Source organism: Nonomuraea sp. NPDC004702 (genome assembly GCF_053601695.1).
Map to the genome: position 1 here is coordinate 86652 of NZ_JBSGCE010000016.1, position 18415 is coordinate 105066.

The 18415-nt window shown below is 67.4% G+C and carries 16 protein-coding genes, 1 tRNA gene and 1 pseudogene; 10 read left to right on the forward strand and 8 right to left on the reverse strand.

What is annotated here, in order from left to right; genetic code table 11:
* Positions 1–13: 13 nt before the first annotated feature.
* Entirely contained in the window at positions 14–769 is a 756-nt protein-coding gene (locus tag ACWEJ6_RS21530; protein WP_452425670.1) for a hypothetical protein, read from the reverse strand.
* Between the two features lie 276 nt (positions 770–1045).
* Here ACWEJ6_RS21530 and ACWEJ6_RS21535 point away from each other — a divergent pair, with 276 nt between their 5' ends.
* The gene (locus ACWEJ6_RS21535) at positions 1046–1750 is read left to right on the forward strand and encodes a VOC family protein (protein ID WP_452425672.1); all 705 of its coding nucleotides are present in this window, start codon (positions 1046–1048) and stop codon (positions 1748–1750) included.
* A gap of 91 nt (positions 1751–1841) precedes the next feature.
* Positions 1842–2204 carry a hypothetical protein gene (locus ACWEJ6_RS21540; protein ID WP_452425674.1) on the forward strand — a complete coding sequence of 121 codons (363 nt, stop codon included), beginning with the start codon at positions 1842–1844 and terminating at the stop codon, positions 2202–2204.
* A gap of 64 nt (positions 2205–2268) precedes the next feature.
* Here ACWEJ6_RS21540 and ACWEJ6_RS21545 read toward each other — a convergent pair whose 3' ends face one another.
* Complete coding sequence (locus ACWEJ6_RS21545; RefSeq protein WP_452425676.1) at positions 2269–3471, reverse strand: helix-turn-helix domain-containing protein; 1203 nt, start codon at positions 3469–3471, stop codon at positions 2269–2271.
* A 224-nt stretch (positions 3472–3695) separates the two neighbouring features.
* Here ACWEJ6_RS21545 and ACWEJ6_RS21550 point away from each other — a divergent pair, with 224 nt between their 5' ends.
* The 3 genes from ACWEJ6_RS21550 (at position 3696) to ACWEJ6_RS21560 (ending at position 8189) form a co-directional block, all read left to right on the forward strand.
* On the forward strand, positions 3696–5213 hold the full coding sequence (locus ACWEJ6_RS21550) for a serine hydrolase domain-containing protein (RefSeq protein ID WP_452425678.1): 1518 nt from the start codon (positions 3696–3698) through the stop codon (positions 5211–5213).
* A gap of 34 nt (positions 5214–5247) precedes the next feature.
* Positions 5248–6489 (forward strand): serine hydrolase domain-containing protein, encoded by a 1242-nt coding sequence (locus ACWEJ6_RS21555; RefSeq protein WP_452425680.1) that lies wholly within the window; start codon positions 5248–5250, stop codon positions 6487–6489.
* Between the two features lie 1154 nt (positions 6490–7643).
* Positions 7644–8189, forward strand: a complete 546-nt coding sequence (locus tag ACWEJ6_RS21560; RefSeq protein ID WP_452425682.1) for a GNAT family N-acetyltransferase — start codon at positions 7644–7646, stop codon at positions 8187–8189.
* Positions 8190–8671: 482 nt separating this feature from the next.
* Here the strand turns inward: ACWEJ6_RS21560 and ACWEJ6_RS21565 are convergent, their stop codons facing one another.
* Both ACWEJ6_RS21565 and ACWEJ6_RS21570 read right to left on the reverse strand, forming a co-directional pair.
* Positions 8672–10186: a hypothetical protein gene (locus tag ACWEJ6_RS21565; protein WP_452425684.1), complete on the reverse strand. Its 1515-nt coding sequence runs from the start codon at positions 10184–10186 to the stop codon at positions 8672–8674.
* Between the two features lie 862 nt (positions 10187–11048).
* Positions 11049–11648 carry a hypothetical protein gene (locus ACWEJ6_RS21570; protein ID WP_452425686.1) on the reverse strand — a complete coding sequence of 200 codons (600 nt, stop codon included), beginning with the start codon at positions 11646–11648 and terminating at the stop codon, positions 11049–11051.
* 468 nt (positions 11649–12116) lie between these two features.
* On the opposite strand from ACWEJ6_RS21570, the gene ACWEJ6_RS21575 reads away from it, so the two are divergent.
* Entirely contained in the window at positions 12117–12626 is a 510-nt protein-coding gene (locus tag ACWEJ6_RS21575; RefSeq protein ID WP_452425688.1) for a hypothetical protein, read from the forward strand.
* Between the two features lie 233 nt (positions 12627–12859).
* On the opposite strand, the gene ACWEJ6_RS21580 is transcribed toward ACWEJ6_RS21575, so the two are convergent.
* Positions 12860–13063 (reverse strand): hypothetical protein, encoded by a 204-nt coding sequence (locus ACWEJ6_RS21580; protein WP_452425690.1) that lies wholly within the window; start codon positions 13061–13063, stop codon positions 12860–12862.
* A gap of 294 nt (positions 13064–13357) precedes the next feature.
* Here ACWEJ6_RS21580 and ACWEJ6_RS21585 point away from each other — a divergent pair.
* Both ACWEJ6_RS21585 and ACWEJ6_RS21590 read left to right on the forward strand, forming a co-directional pair.
* Positions 13358–13543: pseudogene (locus ACWEJ6_RS21585) on the forward strand (helix-turn-helix transcriptional regulator); the annotation flags it as partial.
* A 67-nt stretch (positions 13544–13610) separates the two neighbouring features.
* On the forward strand, positions 13611–14918 hold the full coding sequence (locus ACWEJ6_RS21590) for a tyrosine-type recombinase/integrase (protein ID WP_452425692.1): 1308 nt from the start codon (positions 13611–13613) through the stop codon (positions 14916–14918).
* Positions 14919–15154: 236 nt separating this feature from the next.
* Here the strand turns inward: ACWEJ6_RS21590 and ACWEJ6_RS21595 are convergent.
* Together ACWEJ6_RS21595 and ACWEJ6_RS21600 are read right to left on the reverse strand one after the other, a co-directional pair.
* Positions 15155–15239, reverse strand: a tRNA-Tyr gene (locus tag ACWEJ6_RS21595).
* An 87-nt stretch (positions 15240–15326) separates the two neighbouring features.
* Positions 15327–16007, reverse strand: coding sequence for a sulfotransferase family protein (locus ACWEJ6_RS21600; protein ID WP_397154440.1), 681 nt, complete (start codon positions 16005–16007; stop codon positions 15327–15329).
* Between the two features lie 219 nt (positions 16008–16226).
* Here ACWEJ6_RS21600 and ACWEJ6_RS21605 point away from each other — a divergent pair, with 219 nt between their 5' ends.
* Both ACWEJ6_RS21605 and ACWEJ6_RS21610 read left to right on the forward strand, forming a co-directional pair.
* The gene (locus ACWEJ6_RS21605) at positions 16227–16724 is read left to right on the forward strand and encodes a YajQ family cyclic di-GMP-binding protein (RefSeq protein ID WP_352322494.1); all 498 of its coding nucleotides are present in this window, start codon (positions 16227–16229) and stop codon (positions 16722–16724) included.
* 102 nt (positions 16725–16826) lie between these two features.
* Complete coding sequence (locus tag ACWEJ6_RS21610; protein ID WP_452425694.1) at positions 16827–17303, forward strand: NUDIX hydrolase; 477 nt, start codon at positions 16827–16829, stop codon at positions 17301–17303.
* A 150-nt stretch (positions 17304–17453) separates the two neighbouring features.
* Here the strand turns inward: ACWEJ6_RS21610 and htpX are convergent, their stop codons facing one another.
* Positions 17454–18305, reverse strand: a complete 852-nt coding sequence (htpX, locus tag ACWEJ6_RS21615) for a zinc metalloprotease HtpX (RefSeq protein ID WP_358289996.1) — start codon at positions 18303–18305, stop codon at positions 17454–17456.
* Between the last annotated feature and the right edge of the window lie 110 nt (positions 18306–18415).

Here is an 18415-nt window from a genome sequence, read left to right on the forward strand (position 1 = left end):
ACGGGGCCTTGAGTCATTCGGTGATTCCGTGCTGCTTCAGGCGGGCGACCAACTCACCCATGTCCCTGGCGCTGGACCATGCCTCGCCTCCGACGCTCAGCCGTTCCTTGCCCCCTACCAAAGCCGTGCCTCCGGATCGCCGTCCGACCAGCTGCGGATCTTCGAATATCAGCCCCTGCGGAGGCACGAGCATCAGCTCGGCACCCGGCGGAAGAGGTTCCCCCGGGTCGTGCACCTCCAGTTCCTGACCAGGATGCTCGCGCGGGAACGCGAGCATCCTGGTGCCGACCGGAAACGCTTCTTCAAAATCTGCGACGGATCTGCGCGGCTTCCACTGCTCGACCGGGACCTTCGGATCGCTGACCACACCACCCTGGCTGAGCTCTATGTAAACGAGCCCATCAGGGATCGTTTTCCGCCCCCTGACGCCCTTGAGCGCTTCCGTGACACGCATCCGCAGGACGACGCGATGGTTCAGAGGACCGCCGGGATAAGTCTTCAGAACGGGGCCCTGCTGCCAGCCGTCGATTGTTCCGGCTGCCACGACGGGACGGTCCGCGGCGAGATCCTCCGGCGTTCTGTACGGGTCGAAGTCGGCCTCGACCACGCGTAACAGCGACAGGTCCAGAGAGCCTTTCGCCTCAGAGCCGGGGGCCTGCACCTGTTTCGGGCCCGCTTGTGTCGCGGGTGCGCCGCCGCTGGGTCCACCACAGGCGGACAGGGCCGCCGTGGCGGCGAGGGCGAGCGCGGGAAGGGTCTGCTTCCGCATCGTTGTCCTCCCTCGTGGTCAGGCCCGGGAACGGACGCAGGTCGGCGATGTGGTGAGCATTGTAGGTGTGGATCCAGGACCCGCTGGGGTGTCGGTCGGCGCCCAGGACTCGTCCATGGGCGGGGAGCAAGTGGTGTACCGGTCGCGTCCCCCGTCCGGACCGCCTGCCACGAAACTCAGGTGCGGCGTCGCGTGGACGCCCTTTAGGCTGTGCCGGCGAAGCCCGACTTGTATCAATCTTGGTGAATCGGGGATGCGTGAGGTATGACGAGTCAATTGTTCGCGATCTGCTTCAATGCGATCCGTCCCTCGGACCTGGCGCGGTTCTGGTCGGGGGTACTGGGCTGGGAGATGGCCGACGGCCCTGACGACGACGTCGCGATCCTGCCGCCCGACCCTGCCGGCTTCCGCGTCCGCTTCCTGCCGAGCCTGGAACCGAAGATCGGCCAGAACCGGGCGCACTTCGACCTGACCAGCACCTCCCCGGACGATCAGCAGCAGACGGTGGCCAGAGCACTGAGACTCGGCGGGAAGCACATCGACGTGGGCCAACTCCCGGAAGAGGGACATGTGGTGCTCGCCGATCCGGAGGGCAACGAGTTCTGCGTCATCGAGGCGGGCAACAAGTTCCTCGCCGACACTGGTGTCATCGGTGCGCTGGCCTGCGACGGCACCCAGGAGGTGGGCTATTTCTGGAGCGAGGCGCTGCGGTGGCCACTGGTCTGGGACCAGGACCAGGAGACCGCGATCCAGTCGCCGAGCGGCGGCACGAAGATCACGTGGGGCGGTCCTCCGGTGGCGCCGAAGACGGGCACGAACAGATTGTGCTTCGAGCTCGTGACGCTCGCCGACGCCGACTGGGAGGCGGAGGTCGATCGCCTGCTCTCGCTCGGGGCGACGCGTGCCGGTGAGGATAATGGCGGCCAGATCCTGATGTTCGACCCGGACGGCAACGAATTCTCCGTACGCAGCCCCCGGTAGCGGGGCTCTGCCCGTCCGGTCCGTGTTTTCGATGCATCGCACATTTCCGGCTTGCGGCCGTACGGACCGTGCTGCGCCAAGGTGGCGCCGGATGCCGCAGGTGGTGCGGCGCCCAACCGTCCCCGTACGGGCCGGGCTGATCTTCAGCTGGCCGCACTCGGCGGGGGCCGGCGTCGACGGCCGCCTGCGCGCCGGCTGCGGAGGCGGGGAGGGCGTCGGCCGGCCGCGAACACAGCCCCGCAGATGCGTGCCGACCGCCACCTCACGCCGAGAGCGCGCTCGGCGGGCTGGTGACCGCCGGGTACGCGCTGTGGCGGGGCTGGCCCCCACAGTGCCCGCGTGGGTGCCGGCCGGCGCCTTCGCCGCCACACCGGCCGTCGGCGCGGTCGCCGGGATCTGCTCGGCGATCAGGGCCTCCCACCTGCCTCCCGCAGTGGCCCTGGCCTCCAGCTGACCCCGGTACGTCGGGTCGATCTTCCAAGCGAGCAGCACGCCGCCACCCGGGCGGGAACAGCGTCCTACTGGGTCAGGGATTCGGCGACGAGTCGCCAGATGTCCGCGGCCAGGTCCATGTTGCCGCTCTGCTGGGCCTGCTCGGCGAGCTTGCGCAGCCCGGCGAGCGCCGCCTCCTGCTCGCCCTCTTGCAGCAGGACGCGGTTGCGCAGGACGTCGAGCCGCATCCGCTCCTGGTAGGTGAGCAGGTCGTCGAAGCCGGTCAGCCGGTCGAGGACCGTGCGGGCCTCGTCGAGGTCGCCGGCGAGGACGGCGATCCGGGCGCGCACGGCCAGCAGTTGCTGCTCGATGGCGGGGGCGCCCGCGAACGGCATCGCGGCCTGGACTTCGGTGACACGCCGCCGGGCGGACTCCGTTCTGGGCGGGTCGGCCCTGAGGTCGAGCCGGGCCGCGCCGAGGCGCAGGCGCATCCAGAGCGTCAGGTCGTCACGGCCGTCGAAGCCGTCGATGGCCTGGTCCATCAGCTCCGCGCCGGTGTCGAGGTCGCCCTGGCGGACCCGGATGTTGGCCACGGTCCACACGGCTTGTGTCCGCAGCGTTCCCGAGACCTGGTCCGCCAGCGTGAGCAGTTCGTCGGCATGCCGGGCGGCGTCGGGAAGCCGCCCGGCCTCGGCCAGCGCCGACACCAGGGCCAGCAGCGTGGAGGCGCGCACGCGGGCGGGCAGCGCTTCGCGTTCGGCCAGCTCGTAGGCGTGTGTTGCGGCATCGACGGCGCCGACGATCTCTCCGGTGCTGCGCATGCAGCGCGACAGTGCGGCCAGCACCCTGGACTGCAGCTCGGGCAGCCCGATCTGCGCGCTGAGCGTGGCCAGCTCGTCGAGGCAGGTGCGCTGCTCGGCGTACTCCTGACGCCACTGACGCCATTCGGCGACTTGCCAGAGGGCCTGCCAGCGCAGCAGGGGGTCCTCCCCGCGGGAGGTTTTCAGGGCGTCGCTGAGGGTCTGGCCGCCTTCGTCCTGGCTCAGGCCGGTGGCCAGGGTCAGGCTCTCGGCCAGGGAGGTGGCGGTGGACTGGGTGAGGGTGGCGGGGCTGATGCCGAGCTGGGTGGCCAGGTGCGTGATGGCCCGTTCGGTGGGCTGACGCGCCCCTGATTCCAGCCGGGACAGGTATCCGGTGGACATGCCCTCGCCCGCGAGGGCTGCGAGCGTCAGGCCGCGTTCGGTCCTCAGTTGCCTCAGTCGGCGGCCGAAGAGTGGTTGTTCGAGCATGTCCGAACTCCCGGGTAGCGGTTGACGTCGTCCGACGTCCGGAGGGTAGCTCACTTGCCGCACTCAAGACAAGTTCTTGCCTAGGGCCAACGCTGACTCCATGTGGCTTTGGCAATCCATTTTGGCAACTACTTGCCAAGACTGTGGCAACAGCCGTAGCGTTCCTGTCGTCGCCAACGGGCCTCGTCAACGACAAGCCAGAAGCAACCCGAAGGAGCACCGCCATGCCCATCGCCCTCACCGACCAGGACCAGCTCACCCTGCGCACCGCCGCCTGGGGCGCCGTCTCGCTGATGTCCGCCGCCGGTGCCGCCGGCTCGGCCCACAAGGCCGCCGCCGAGGGCTCCGTCGCCCTGACGTCCGCGACCGGCCTGGTCGGGCACGTGCTGGCCAAGGCGCCCAAGGGCGTGAAGTACGGCAGGACCGTGGCCGAACTCGCCGACCAGGTGCTGCCTGCCCTGAACGCCTCCATGAGCCTGCTCGCGAAGTCGGCACCGGCCGAGGCCGACAACTTCCGCCGCACCGTCCTGGTCGCCGTCGAAGCGGCCACCCACGGGAGGCCCAGCCCCACCATGACCGAGATGGCCCGCAAGATCAGCGCAGCCCTCGACACCGCCCCGGCCACGCCCGAGGTGAGCGCGGCGAGCACCGTGGCCGGGCAGGATCGCCCGGAACTGCAGGAGGCCATGCAGGCGTACGTCGATTCCGGGGTGGCCACCGGAATGCAACTGCGGGTGAACGACGAGCGCGGCGAGTGGGTCGGCACCGCCGGGGTGCGCGAGCTGGGCTCGCCGGAGAAGCCGCCGGCGGACGGACGGTTCCGGGTCGGCAGCTCCACCAAGACGTTCGTCGCGACCGTGGTGCTGCAGCTCGTGGCCGAGGGCAGGATCGGACTGGACAGCCCGGTGGACGGCTACCTGCCCGAGTTCGCGCTGGACGGCCGGATCACCGTACGGATGCTGCTGCAGCACACCAGCGGGATCTTCAACCACACCGGCGAGTACTACGAGGACGGGACGTTCGCGCCGGGAATCGCGTGGTCGGGCAAGGAATGGGTGGACGGCCGGTTCCACACCCACCAGCCCGAGGAGCTGGTCCGGCTGGCGCTGTCCAAGCCGGCGCGCTTCGAGCCGGGCACGGACTGGAGCTACTCCAACACCAACTACGTGCTGGCCAGGCTACTGATCGAGCGGGTCACGGGCCGCTCGTTCGCCGAGGAACTGCGGCGGCTGATCCTGGGCCCGCTGGGACTGACGGGCACCGAGGCGCCGGGCACCTCGACGGAGATCACCGGACCGCACGCCCACAGCTACTACCGGTACGAGGACGGCGGCCAGGAGCACACGGTGGACGTCACCAGCCAGAATCCTTCCTGGATCTCCGCCGGCGGCGACATGATCTCGACCACCCAGGACCTGCACACGTTCTTCTCCGCGCTGAACGGCGGCCGGCTGCTGCCCGCCGAACTGCTGACCGAGATGCGCAAGCCGGACCCGAAGATCGGCTACGGCCTGGGGATCTTCGAGCAGGACCTGGGCGAGAACGGCGGCACCGTCTACCACCACAACGGCGGCATGGCCGGCTCCGCGGCCCTGATGTACAGCACGCCCGACGGCCGCAAGACGATGACGGCCTCCGTGACCTACGTGGACGACGCCGCCCTGTCCAAGGCGGCGGCCTTCCAGCAGGCGACACAGCGGCTCATCGCCGAGGTGTTCGGCGACGGCCGGCCCGCGAACTGACAACAGCGACCAAGCCCCCAGAGACGAGGACATCATGAACACGACGATCAGCCGGCGCACGGCCGTCGCGGCGCTCGCCACGGCGGTGCTGGCGGGAGCCGCCACCCCCGCCATGGCCGCCATGGCCGCCGCCCCCGCCGTGGCCGCCTCCAGCGCGCAGGATCGCCCGGAGTTGCGCAAGGCGATGAACGCCTTCGTCGACGCCGGCTTCACCGGGATCCAGCTACGCGTGCGCGATCAGCAGGGCGACTGGGCCGCCGGCGCCGGGGTGCGCAAGCTGGGCTCGGCCGCCAAGCCCCCGGCCGACGGGAGCTTCTGGGCGGGCAGCATCACCAAGACCTTCACCGCGACCATGGTGCTGCAACTGGTGGCCGAGGGCAGGATCGGGCTGGACAGTCCCGCCGCCGACTACCTGCCCGGCTACGGGCTGGACGAGCGGATCACCGTACGGATGCTGCTGCGGCACACCAGCGGGATCGTCAACTACACCGGCGAGTACAACCCCGACGGGACGATGGACGAACCGGGGATCCCCGCCAACGGAGACGAATGGGTGCCCAACCGGTTCAACAGCTACGAGCCCGAAGAACTGGTACGTCTGGCGCTGTCCAAGAAGCCGCGCTTCGAACCCGGGACGCAATGGAGCTACTCCAACACCAACTACACCGTGGCGCTGCTGCTGATCGAGAACGTCACCGGCCACCCCTACGCCACCGAGCTGAAGCGGCGCATCACCGGCCCGCTCGGACTGCGGGGCACCCTCGCCGCGGGCAACCGCACGACGGCACTGCCCGGCCCGCACACCCACGGCTACTACCAGTACAAGGACCGCGTGATCGACCTCTCCCACCAGAACCTGTCCCTGCTGACCGGCGCCGGTGACCTGATCTCCACCACCCAGGACCTGGCCACGTTCTTCTCCGCGCTGAACGGCGGCAAGCTCCTGCCCGCCCCGCTGCTGGCCGAGATGCGCACGACGATCCCCACGTCCATCCCCAGGCAGGACTACGGCCTCGGCATCTGGGCGCAGGACCTGGGCCCCGGCTGCGGCACCGTCTACCAGCACAACGGCAGCCCGCCGCACGGCTACGGCGCGCTGATGTACAGCTCGCCCGACGGCAGCAAGACCCTGACCGCCTCGGTGACCTGGCTGGACTCGGCCACCAGAGGTTCGGCGAAGGACTTCCTGACGCTCGTGGACGCCCTCGTCAAGCAGGAGTTCTGCGACACACCAACCGGACAGACACGGCCGGACAAGCCTGGCCCTGCCTTCTGAGGAGCCCGTGACCGCAGGGGCGTCGGGGACGGCGAACACGGCGGCCGGCCTTCTACACGTGCTCTACGCTGCGTCCACTCCTGGAGAGCCCTTGGCCTTCGACAAGAGCAGAGCACAGAGCAGGGCCGTGAGCATGAAGCCGGTCACCGCAGGGACCGCGATGGAGAGGTAGAGCGAGAGATTCCCATCAGGCACCCAGGAGTCATAGTCCGGTTGGATGAGGACGACCGCCAGCATGGCGAAGGGCGCCAGCAGCCCAACGGCCGGCCACGCTCGGCGCTCTGAACACCCCAGAACGAGACCCACTGAAGATCAAAAGCCCAGTTACGGGGGCTTTGCTGGACCCCTCAAGGGTGGAATGCACCGAGGACGACTGGATACATGTCTGGAGCGACGGGATCCGCTTCGAAGGAGCATGTGGGCCCCTGAACCTCGGTGAGCTGTCGGAAGCATTTCGCGACTTCATCGACAATGCCGTCCCCGTCACTGACTGACGCTCTCACCAGGTTGCCTCAGGCTGGCTGCCCCGGGAGAGCCCGACGGCAGCTTCCGACAGAGCCGACGGCTACGCGGCGCCTCCGGCCTCCTTCCGGTCAGCGCCGCCCGCTTCGCTCTCCGATGACCGGCTAACGGATTTGCGCCACGCCCGGTGCCGCGTCCGACCGGCACATGCACACAGCAGCCCAAGCATTTGAAGGCTGACGTAGACGAACAGGAATCTGTAGGCATTCGGCCACACGCGCCCGTCGTTGACAGCGAATACGAAGAAGAAGCCAGCAGCACCCCAGCCCAAGCTGATCAGAATAAGCGCCCGACCGGCTCTGTACCAGCCAGATCGGCGATACGCGTCCACACCGCGAACTGTCCCACGAACACATCACCCCAACAAGACCGCCTCCAGCGGATACCTCCCGCTCCGGAGCCTGTAAAGGGAGTTTGGATCTCTAGCCTGACGAGAGGCTTCGAATCCATCGGACGGCCCCGCGTAGGCACAGGCCGACCAGATAGCTGTCGGGCGTCTTGTCGAACCGGAAAGCCAGCCCACGCCGCTGTCTGATCCGGTTGATGCAGCGTTCGGCCGTGTTGCGCTGCTTGTAGAGATCGGGATCATGGGTGACCGGCCAGCCGCCGGCAGATGGGTTAGGTTGGTCGAGATGAGGACATATGAGGACTTTCCGGCGGAGCTGGTGACCGAGCGGCTGCGGTTGCGACGGTGGGTGCCGTCGGATGCAGAGCAGTTCCGCGGGTTGTGGTTCGAGCGGGACCCGCGAGTGCCGGCGGCCCGGCGGATCGATGCCGAGGGACGGCCGACGATCGAGGACGTCCGCGGGTGGCTCGTTGACAATCCGCTGACGGCGGCTCCTGGGCTCGGGTTGCTGGCCATAGAGCTGCGCGACACCGGTGAGTTCATCGGGTATTGCGGATTGACCGTCGGCCAGGGATCGTTCGACGAACCCGAGATCGCGTACGAGCTGGCACAACGAGCTCACGGCCATGGTTATGCGACAGAAGCCGCCCGTGCGGTCTTGGAAGCCGCGATTCGAACAGGGCGTCGCCGCCTCTGGGCCACTGTGCGGGAGTGGAACACACCCTCGTTCCGCGTCCTTGAGAAACTCGGCTTCCACCGAAGCGACCGCATCGACGAGGACGTCGAACACGGCAACTCGATCTGGATGACGCGCGTACTCGACCCGCAGTAGAGACGCGAGCATCAGCCACCAGATCACGCAGCTCGCGCAAGTGGCCGCCGCCGAAGGCCTCGACGGGACGCAAGGGGTGGGAGTTTGCCGGACGGTCATTCGGTGCGGCCGCGCATCCTCTCGACCAGCCAGGCCCGATCTGCGTCCGCCTTCACCGCCCCGACAGGATCGGCACGGTCGAGCGCCGAACAGGACCGTCTGGACGCACGCACCCCGGCCCCGAACGCCGCACGGCCCTCAGACGGCCTCAGCGCCCCCCCAACCCTCACCTCCCGGTGATGAGGCCAGCACGGCCACACTCCCCAGGCGCCGCTACGGAACCCGAAAAGATCTTCCGGCGCGAGGTCATCGACCAGCACCAGCTGCTCGCACAGACGAACCCGGAAACCCGCGGACAGGTAGGCCGTACCTGTCCTGTACACAGGGCTGCTCGACCGGCGCCGGTATCTCGGAGGCTCCATATGGCCGGACGGGGCCTTTGCTCAGGGCACCAGCATCGTCATCACCTCGGGCGGCAGGGCCGGATTGGCGGCCGCGGCTTTCAACACCTGCCAGTCGTCATCGGTGAGCAGCTCGACGATGGCCTGGGGCGGCAGGGCCCGGTGACCGGCGGCGAGGGGTCTGGCCTGCCGATCCAATAAGCAGACCAACAGCGCCGGAGCCGTCGCGTTGGGGTGCCGGGCGATCTCCCGCAGTGCCTTGCGCACCGGCGGCCCGTGCCGAGCCAGGTCCTCCAGCAACTCCGGTGAGGCCTCCGGGTTCTTCGCCACTTTGGCCATGACCCGTACCCCGTGCCGCTGCACCATGGCATGCAGCCGCGCGTCGGACAGGCCCGGGTGCGGAGCGATGGACTTGACCACCTTGGCATCGAGATCGGCAGCCAGCCCATCGCGGATCTCAGGCGGCAGGTCACGTCGTTCGGCCAGCAACATCCGCATGACCGGATGTGGCCAGGCGGCCAGCTCCTCGATCTCGGCACGCGAGGCGGTGGCGATCCTCGGCAGCAGGGTGGAACCGATCTTTGTGTCGTCGGCCAGGCGGGTGAGCACCTCGAGCGGCACTCGCGGGTTGAAGGCGAGGCCGCGCCGCACGTCGGGGTCGGCGTCGGCGGCCAGCGCGCGGATCAGGTCGTCGCCGATCGCGGGATTGGCGGCCAGGGCGGCGCGGACACCGGGTTCCGGGCTGGCAGCGAGACGTTCGTAGACTGCCGCAGGCAGATCGGGGCGGACCGCCAGTGGCCAGCGCAGCAACATCGAAGGATGGTCGGCAAAGCCGACGACGGCCGCGGCGGGCGTGGCCGGGTTCCACAGGGCATTCACGCGCGTCTGGTGAACGGTGGACTCATGATGAGAGCCGTCGCAGGCGGCGGCTGGCGGCAGGTCGCAGTCGAGCCGGGGGCAATCCGGATCGTGGTAGAACGGCGTCTCCTCCCGGTCACAGACCAGACACCGCCGCGCCGGCGGCAGCCCCTCGCCGGTGACCAGCGCGGCCAGCACCGCCGGCGGCGCCGCCTCGTTGCCGGCCACCGCGCAGCGGACCTCGGCATGGGGATGCGCCGCGAGCCGGGCCGCCATGTCCGCAGTCGCCTGCAACGCCAGCTCCGCGACAACCCGTACCTCCGGATCGACGGCGAGGATCTCCTGCGCCTCGGCAGGGAGACCAGGACAGGCGGCCAACCGTTCCCGGCGTTCGGTGATCGGCTCCGCCGCCAGCAGGCGCGCCCAGGCCGGGCGACCGGCGCCCTCCGAGAGCAGGGCCAGGGCGGCGAACGGCTGTGCTCCAGGATCGACGTCATCAGCCGTCAGCAGCCCCCGCTCTGCGAGCCGTCCAGCGCTCTGTTCGACGCGGGAGACCAGCGCGACCGCCTGCGCGTGAGTGAGGTCCTCCCGCTCGGCCAGACTCACGGCGATGTCCTCGTCGGCAACCACGATCAGCCGGTCGACCAGATCGGGCAGAAGGGCTGGATTGGTAGCGAGGCCGCACAGGACAGAGTTCACAGGAGCATCCTGCCCGGGCCGTGATCACATGGCTCGTGATTATCTCCGTGATGGCGAGGTCTTACCTCCCGACCGTCGCCTTGTTGTGCACGAGACTTCGGTCACCCGTGCAGGCGACTTCGGAAATCGACACACAGATGGTGATCTCGATTTCGTCCTTTTGGGCTTCGGGACCGTTGCAGGAACATTGGCACGGAATAGCCCGGTTCCATCGCGGGGCACCCACGAGCGAGAGCGTGCCTCTGGCCGCCATGCTCAGGTCATCACAAGGACGAGGTCACGACGCGTTCGAAGCAACGTAGTGGCCGGTAGCCGGTGGCGTCGAGCTTGGCCGGTTCGGTGCCGACGATTCGTTCATCACGCAGAGGGCCGGGCGCAGTAGCACGCGCCCAATGCCAGCGCGTAGAGGGCGGCAAGAGTGCTGCCGAAGTAGCTGCATTGCCGTCCCAGGGTGCTTGGTTCCTTCCGGAGAGCTCTGTGACGCTCCGTCCTGAGGTGGACGCGCGCACTATGGGAGCCAGTGTCGCCGCAGACACATCTCGAGCGCAGCGGTCCACCACCCATGATCGCTAGGGAATGCAGAGGGAACGATCAACCATAGAGAGCCAGCGCCACTCGTGGACGGCCGGGCACAACGCGAGAGGCCCGCCACCGCGTTTCCGCTGGCGACGGGCCTCTTCCCGCCCCGCAGGTGCAAGGTTCGAACTTGCGTAGGCTGAGCCGACGGTTCTACAGCGGGCCGAAGATCCAGGCTTCGACGAGCCGCTGAGCTGGGAATATAGCTTTGGCGGTGGCATCCGTCTGCTGCATCATCCCGTGTATATCCCGGATCTTGATCGTGCTTCGGCGTGGTGACCTGTACTCAGAGATAGTCCCGCCAGAACGGGACCGTGGCATGCGGCTGCCATTCCTCGCCGCGTCCCGGGCGTGGTTCCTGGAACTCCTGGTTGATGTAGTCGGCCAGGTCCGTGCCGTAGTAGATGATGTCCCAACCCCGCATGGACAGGACGGGATGCCCGTAAGTCCCGCGGCCGGCCGGAAGGAACCGGTGCGCATAGAGCGGGGCCATTCGGGGTGTGTCCGCCAGCCGGAACCGGGCCGTTTCGACGGCTTCCAACGGATCGCTCGGCCGCTCGCCCCAACTCGATCGCCAGTGGCCGTGCTCGACGTCCCACAAGAGACAATCGACAGGCCAGGCGACGTGCTTCCGCAGAGCCTCGGGATCACCGTTCCGCCAATCAGGCCAAGGATTCTCCCACGTCTGCCCTTCCTCCCAAGGCTGACGCACCGGCAGCCCAGCCGCCAGGAAAGCCCGATGATCATCGGCGAACTCGAACCCGTAGTCCTGCTCAATCCGCGCTAATTCCGCCTCGGGAAGCCCTTCCTCGATTTCACAGCATGCCAACTCCGCCAGTCGACGCGCAGCCTGCACACCGAGCCGGACCCCTTCCCTGCCGATCACTGATGCCCCTCCTCACCTGGTGGCCACAAATAGTCTGTCGATCACGAATACAACCTACGGTGGTCATCATGCGCGCCCTGCCCCCTTGCGCCCATGTGCTCCTCGTAACTGCCAGCCCAAGGGCGGGCACGGAGCGGGACGCTTGAGCAACGAGGAGAACGAAGGACCGTCTGGTCGAAAGTGGAGCGGTAGTCATGGCCTGCCGTCGGCAACGACCTCGCGGAATGAACCATAGATACGCCGGGAGCGAAGATTATGGCGTACATGGTCTCGATTCTCATGGCTGACCGGTTCGCCACTATCCCAGGTACCCACGGCTTTACAGGGCGTCGCGACTAACGCTCGACCTATGTCTCGACCTGCTACGCGACTCCTGCACACGCGCTTGGCTACAGAGATCATTTCCCACATATTGCACGGCAAGTCGATCACGCAGTGAGGCAGCTGGCACGCCCTGATAATGGGCTCATGAAGCTCCCGGCAGAATTGCGTGACCAACTGGCCACGCTTCGAGGCGACCTGCTACGCGGGCAGCTTGTCGGCTCTGTCACCGATGCGGGCTGGATTGCCTGCGAGCTGATCGGAGCCGGAGTCGACACACCGACCCCCCTTGAGCTGGCCGGATACGCTCTATCCATCGGCTCCATGTCCGAGATCGAGCCCTTGATCCGTCAGGTATTGTCCGAGTGCGGAATGCCTCCCATAGACCCCCGCCAAGAGCCATGGGCTACCGCCCGCGATATCTCGCTGGCCATGCGGGACGGCACACTACCTATCTCACCCGGAGCCGATTTTCTGATCACTGAGCTAATGGCGAGGTGCGGCTATTCGCCGGAGATCACCGAACTCGTGATCCTCATCGATGACTGGGAAGCCGTACGGGATACGCAACCAACCGATGAGGAGCTCCGCGTGCGTGCCGGAAGGATCGCGGAAGCTGCGGAGCTGCGCAGCTCGCACACACCTCCACCTGCCTGATCATCCCGTCTGCCGTCGTCCCGCTCGAAGGGGAAGCGGGCCAGGGCCACGGGTCAAGGGTGGAGCGCCCCATCGGACGAACGACCCTTGACCCGTGGCCCTGGTCTGCTCGGCTTGTCCCGGGTCGATGGCGGGCGGGATGATCAGGCTTCCACGCCAGCCACTTACGGTCCTGGTTCACCGTATGGCGATCATTCCGGAGTCGGAGCGCCCCCGCCGGAGGCCTGGGTTAATCAGGAGTAGAAGCCCTCCCAGTACTCCTCGTGACTCTCAGTGAAGTCATCGGGACGCGTCCGGCGCAGCTTGCGATACCGGTCTACGTAGAAGTCGAGGGCTTCGTGAAGAGTGCATTCAAAGGTGTCCTTGATGAGCTTGATGCCTCTGATCGTTTGCCCCTGGATGACGAGGTCGTCTAATCCGGCCAGTTCATCGCTCATGCGGTGATCCTTGAGGTGGACCGCTGCTCCGGCAAACCGTTTTCCGGTCGAGAGTGTGAGCCATGGGCGGTGGCGCGGCAACCCGTGCTGAAGGTTCGGTCCGTACGGCCGGGGCCGGCGTGCGGCGCCCGGCCCGGCGTCCCGCCGCCGTTCGGGACCGGCCCCCAGGCCGCACGCCCGGACGGCGGGCGGGCGGAGGGCCGGGGGTACGGCGGCGCGCCGCGCCGCCGCTTGAAGCCAGAGCAGTCGGATCAGATCTTCGGCAACTGAGGAGACAGGGAGGGCGGCAAGAGCAGGCGAAATGAACTCCTCACCGTCGCCCAAGTCCTCGACGAACTCGGCGGAGTCTCCCGCCGCACGTTCTACCGCTGGCGCGAGATCGGCAAGGCACCGAAGGGCATCCGCCTGCCCAACGGCGAACTCCGCATCTACCGCAGCGACCTCGACGCCTGGCTCGAATCCCTCCGGAGCGCAGCATGACGACCTCGTACGACGTGAAGTTCTGGGAGATCCGCCGGAACAAGTCCAGCAAGCACCCTCCTATGAGGTGCGCTGGAAGGTCGGCGGCCGGGAGAAGTCCAAGACCTACAAGACCAAGGCCCTCGGCGAGAGCTTCCTGACCGACCTGCGGCAGGCTGCAAGACGCGGTGACGCATTCGACCTGGAGACCGGTCTTCCCGAGTCGATGATCAAAGCCAAGGACGCGCGGACCGTCCTCGACTTCGTGAAGGCATATGTCGAGGCCCGTTGGCCGCACGCGGCTGCCAAGAGCCGTGACAGCATGTCCGACGCCCTGGCGACGGCTCTCCCGGCACTGACCACAGACAAGGCAGGGCGGCCGGACGCTGCCATCCTCCGCACTGCCCTGCGTCAGTACGTTCTCCTGCCCGAAGACAAGCGGCCCACGATGCCGGCCGACATAGCGTGGGCCGTGCGCTGGCTGGAGGCAGCCTCTCTCACCATGGAAGCCCTCAACGAGACCAAGGCCGTCCGCCCTGCCCTCGATGCGCTCACGCTGCGCCTCGACGGCAAGAAGGCCGGCGCCAACACAATCAAGCGGAAGCGCGCCATCCTGCACCACGTCTTTGAGTACGCCGTGGAGCTGGAAGAGCTGCCGTCCAACCCGCTGCACCGCATCAAGTGGAAGCTCCCGAAGACCACCGAAACAGTGGACCCGCGGGTTGTGGTCAACCCTGGCCAGGCCCGCGAACTTCTCGTGGCACTCACCTACATCGGCAAGCGCCAGCGCGGCGGAAAGGGCCGAGGGCAGCGGTTGATGGCCATGTTCGCCTGCATGTACTTCGCCGCACTCCGGCCTGGCGAGGCCGTCAGTCTCCGCGAGCAGGACTGCCACCTCCCACCGCAAGGCTGGGGACGACTCACTCTCGACGGCTCGCGCCCCGAGGTGAACCGCCGATGGACCGACACCGGTGACGCTCACGAACTACGCGGTCTCAAGCATCGGGGCCAGGATGACGTCCGCCGCATCCCGATCCCGCCGGAACTGGTCAAGATCCTTCGGCAACACATCGCAGAGTTCAGCATCGCCCCTGACGGACGGCTGTTCCGCAGTGAGCGCGGCGGCGTGGTCGCCTCAACGGCCTACACCGAGGTCTGGCAGGAAGCCCGCACCCTCGCGCTCACACCCGCCCAGGTCGCCTTACCACTCGCCCGCCGACCGTACGACCTCCGGCACGCGGCCGTCTCGCTCTGGCTAAACGGTGGCGTACCGGCTCCAGAAGTGGCGGCCCGTGCTGGCCACGGGGTGGATGTGCTGCTGCGTGTCTACGCCAAGTGCATCGATGGCCCGGAGGAGATCGTCAACCAGCGGATTGCGGACGTACTGACCGCATGAGATCACCCGTGGCACCATTCGAAGGGCTCCGGCTTCCCTCCGGGGCCCTTCGGCGTTGTAGGGCGCATCATCCCGCACACATCCCGGATCATGGGCGCCGACCTGGGGAAGCGCCGCCGGATCCATCCCGCGTATATCCCGTGACCAGCGACAAACGGCCGCTCAGAGCTGCCTACGACTGCATACCCCTGAAACGCAGAAGAGGCCCCGAAGGGCCTCTGACCTGCAGCTACTGCTGGTGGCAGGTGCAAGGTTCGAACTTGCGTAGGCTGAGCCGACGGTTTTACAGACCGCTCCCTTTGGCCACTCGGGCAACCTGCCGTGCCATCCGCTCTCGCGGCGACAGACAGAAGAATAGCGGACTTCCGAGGTGTACGTGACACCAGTTTGTCCCCAGCCGGATCGTGGTCACCGGCTGCGCCGGAACAGCAGGCGCCCCATCCCGCGTGCGTGCTGGTCGAAGCCTGCCGCGTCGTTGGTTCTGGGGAAGGGTTCGTCCGGGACGGGCACGCCGAGGAAGTCGCACAGTGGCTGCCAGCCCTGGGCGACTTCGAACACCAGCAGGCGGTCCTGGGGGATGGTGGCTTTGACCTCCTCCACGTGTTCGGTGAAGATCTTGAGAGCGAGTTCGGTGTCGGGGATGCCGCCGCCGAAGACGCGCTCGCTCACGACCAGCCGGGTCATCCGGATGAATGCCGCGAAGTCCGTGTCGAGGAGGCGGGAGAGTGTGGCCATCGTCCGGCCCGACCAGGTGCGGGCGCGGGCCGACTGTTTGAAGATGGTGGCGTTCATGCTGGCCAGCCAGCGTTCGGGGTCGCGGACGGTGAGGATGACCTTGGCGTCGGTGTAGTGGTGGGCGAGTTCGCGCCAGTACGCGGCGGCCGGCCAGTCGACGCAGGAGTCGTACCCCGACATGAGGGTTTCCCAGGTGACCGGACGGCCTTCGGCGAGGTCCAGCCAGCGTCGGATGTGGACGGGATTCTGGAGCACCTCCGTCATGTGGTGACATGGGCCGAAGCCCAGACGTTCCAGCGCGGTCTTCGTGGACAAGGTTCCGGTACGGCCGAAGCCGGCTCCGATGACTCGCATGATCCCTACCAATACGATCGGAAACTGCGAAATGTGGGCCCACAGGCATGATCCGTCGCCAAGAGCCCGGCATCAAGCCGCCTCGCGCCCACGTGGACTGCACGGCGCGCCGATGCTGGCTAGGCTCGTTCGCTGGGTCCGCGCATTCGGCGTACGACGGAGCGGTTTCGCGTACGGCGGAGAGGCGGGATCCCTAATAACGCTTTCACAGCCGAGAGGATGGGTGTTTTGGCCGATTCATCTTTCGATATCGTCAGCAAGATCGACCGCCAGGAGGTCGACAACGCGCTGAACCAGACGGCCAAGGAGATCGGACACCGCTTCGACTTCAAGGGCACCGGGGCGAGCATCAGCTGGACCGGTGACAACATCGAGATCAAGGCGAACAGCGAGGAGCGCGCCAATGCCGCACTCGACGCGTTCAAGGACAAGGTGGTCAAGCGCGGGCTCTCGCTGAAGATCCTCGACGCGGGCGAGCCCAGGCTGTCGGGCAAGGAATACCGCATGCTGGTCACCCTCAAGGAGGGCATCGACCAGGAGAACGCCAAGAAGATCTCCAAGCTGATCCGCGACGAGGGTCCCAAGGGCATCAAGGCGCAGATCCAGGGCGAGGAGCTGCGGGTCAGCTCGAAGAAGAAGGACGATCTGCAGGACGTCATTTCTCTGCTCAAGGGCAAGGATCTCGACATCGCTCTGCAATTCGTGAACTACCGCTAACAGGTCGGCATCCGGGGCACATGGCGGCGTACGCGCCTTCTTGTGCCTCGGGCCTGCATTCTGGATGGAACGGGCGAATCCGGCATCGTAGGCTCGACAATCGTGACGAAGATCCCCCTGCGCCGCTTCACGGCACGCGTCCTGCCCCTTGATGCGAAAGACCGAGTGCTGCTGCTGCACGGCTTTGATCCGCAACTGCCGGACAAACCGTTCTGGTTCACCATCGGGGGCGCGGCGGAGGCCGGGGAGGAGCTTCGGCAGGCAGCCGCGCGCGAGCTGTACGAGGAGGTCGGGATCCAGCGGGAGGTGGCGGAGTTCACCGGGCCGTACGGGACGAGCACGATCGAGTTCTGCTGGTCCGATTATGCGATCACGCAGGACCAGACCTTCTTCGCGATCCGGGTGCACGACACCGCCGTGTCGTTCGAGCACATGGAGCAGATCGAGAAGGAGACGACGACCGGGCATCGGTGGTGGAGCACGGAGGAGCTCGAGAACACCGAGGAGACCTTCTTCCCGGAGGACCTGCCGGCCATCCTGAGGAGGATCGCTGCGGCCGGAGAGCCCGGGCAGCCCTGACGTCGCCGGAAGGCCCTGATCGCCACAGCAGGACCGCTGAAGGGCAAGGTGACGGGTGAGCCCCGTTCGGGGCTCTCGGTCGATTTCGGAGGCCCCGGCGCATTCGGCACGGAGGCGTCCCCCGCACACCGTCCTGGCCGGGAAGGTAGGTCAGCGGCGGTAGCCGGCCATGCGCTCCAGCCTCGCCACCCGCTCCGACGTGGGCGGATGCGTCGAGAAGAGGCGGCCGAAGCCGGATCCGCTGAACGGGTTCGCGATCATCATGTGGGACGCCGACGTGAGGCGGCTGTTCTCGGGAAGCGGCAGCCTGCGCGCACCCATCTCGATCTTGCGAAGGGCCGAGGCCAGGGCCAGCGGGTCGCCCGTGAGCCGCGCGCCGGACTCGTCGGCCTGGAACTCTCTGGTGCGGGAGATCGCCATCTGGACCATCCCGGCCGCCACGGGCCCGAGGATCATCATCAGCAGCGCGCCCACGAACCCGGGCCCCTCGTCGTCGTCGGAACCGCCGAAGAAGACGGCGACGTAGCTGAGCCACGTGATCATCGTGGCCAGCGCACCGGCCACGGAGGAGACGAGGATGTCCCGGTTGTACACGTGAGACAGCTCGTGCCCGATCACGCCGCGCAGCTCGGACTCGTCGAGCAGCTGGGTCAGGCCGTACGTGACGCACACGGCGGCCTTCCGCGGGCTGCGGCCGGTCGCGAAGGCGTTGGGCTGGACCGTCGGGGAGATGTACAGCCGCGGCATCGGCTGGCGCGCCTCGGTGGAGAGCTCGCGGACGATCCGGTAGAGCGTGGGGTGCTCCACCTCGCTGACCGGCCTGGCCCGCATGGCCGACAGCGCGATGCGGTCGGAGAAGAAGTAGGCGACGCCGTTGCTCAGCAGGGCCAGCACGAGCGCGATCTGCAGGCCGGTGCCACCCCCCAGCCACGCGCCCATCACGATGATGAACGCGGACAGACCTCCCAGGAGGATGGCGGTACGCAGACCGTTGTGGTGCAAGGTCTCCCCCCTTCGTGGTCCGGGTTTCACCTCGTCCAACGACGACGACCCGGTCTATCGTTCCCCGGCGTGCTCAGCTGCGGGCGGAGCGCGACTTACCCCCGTGTCCG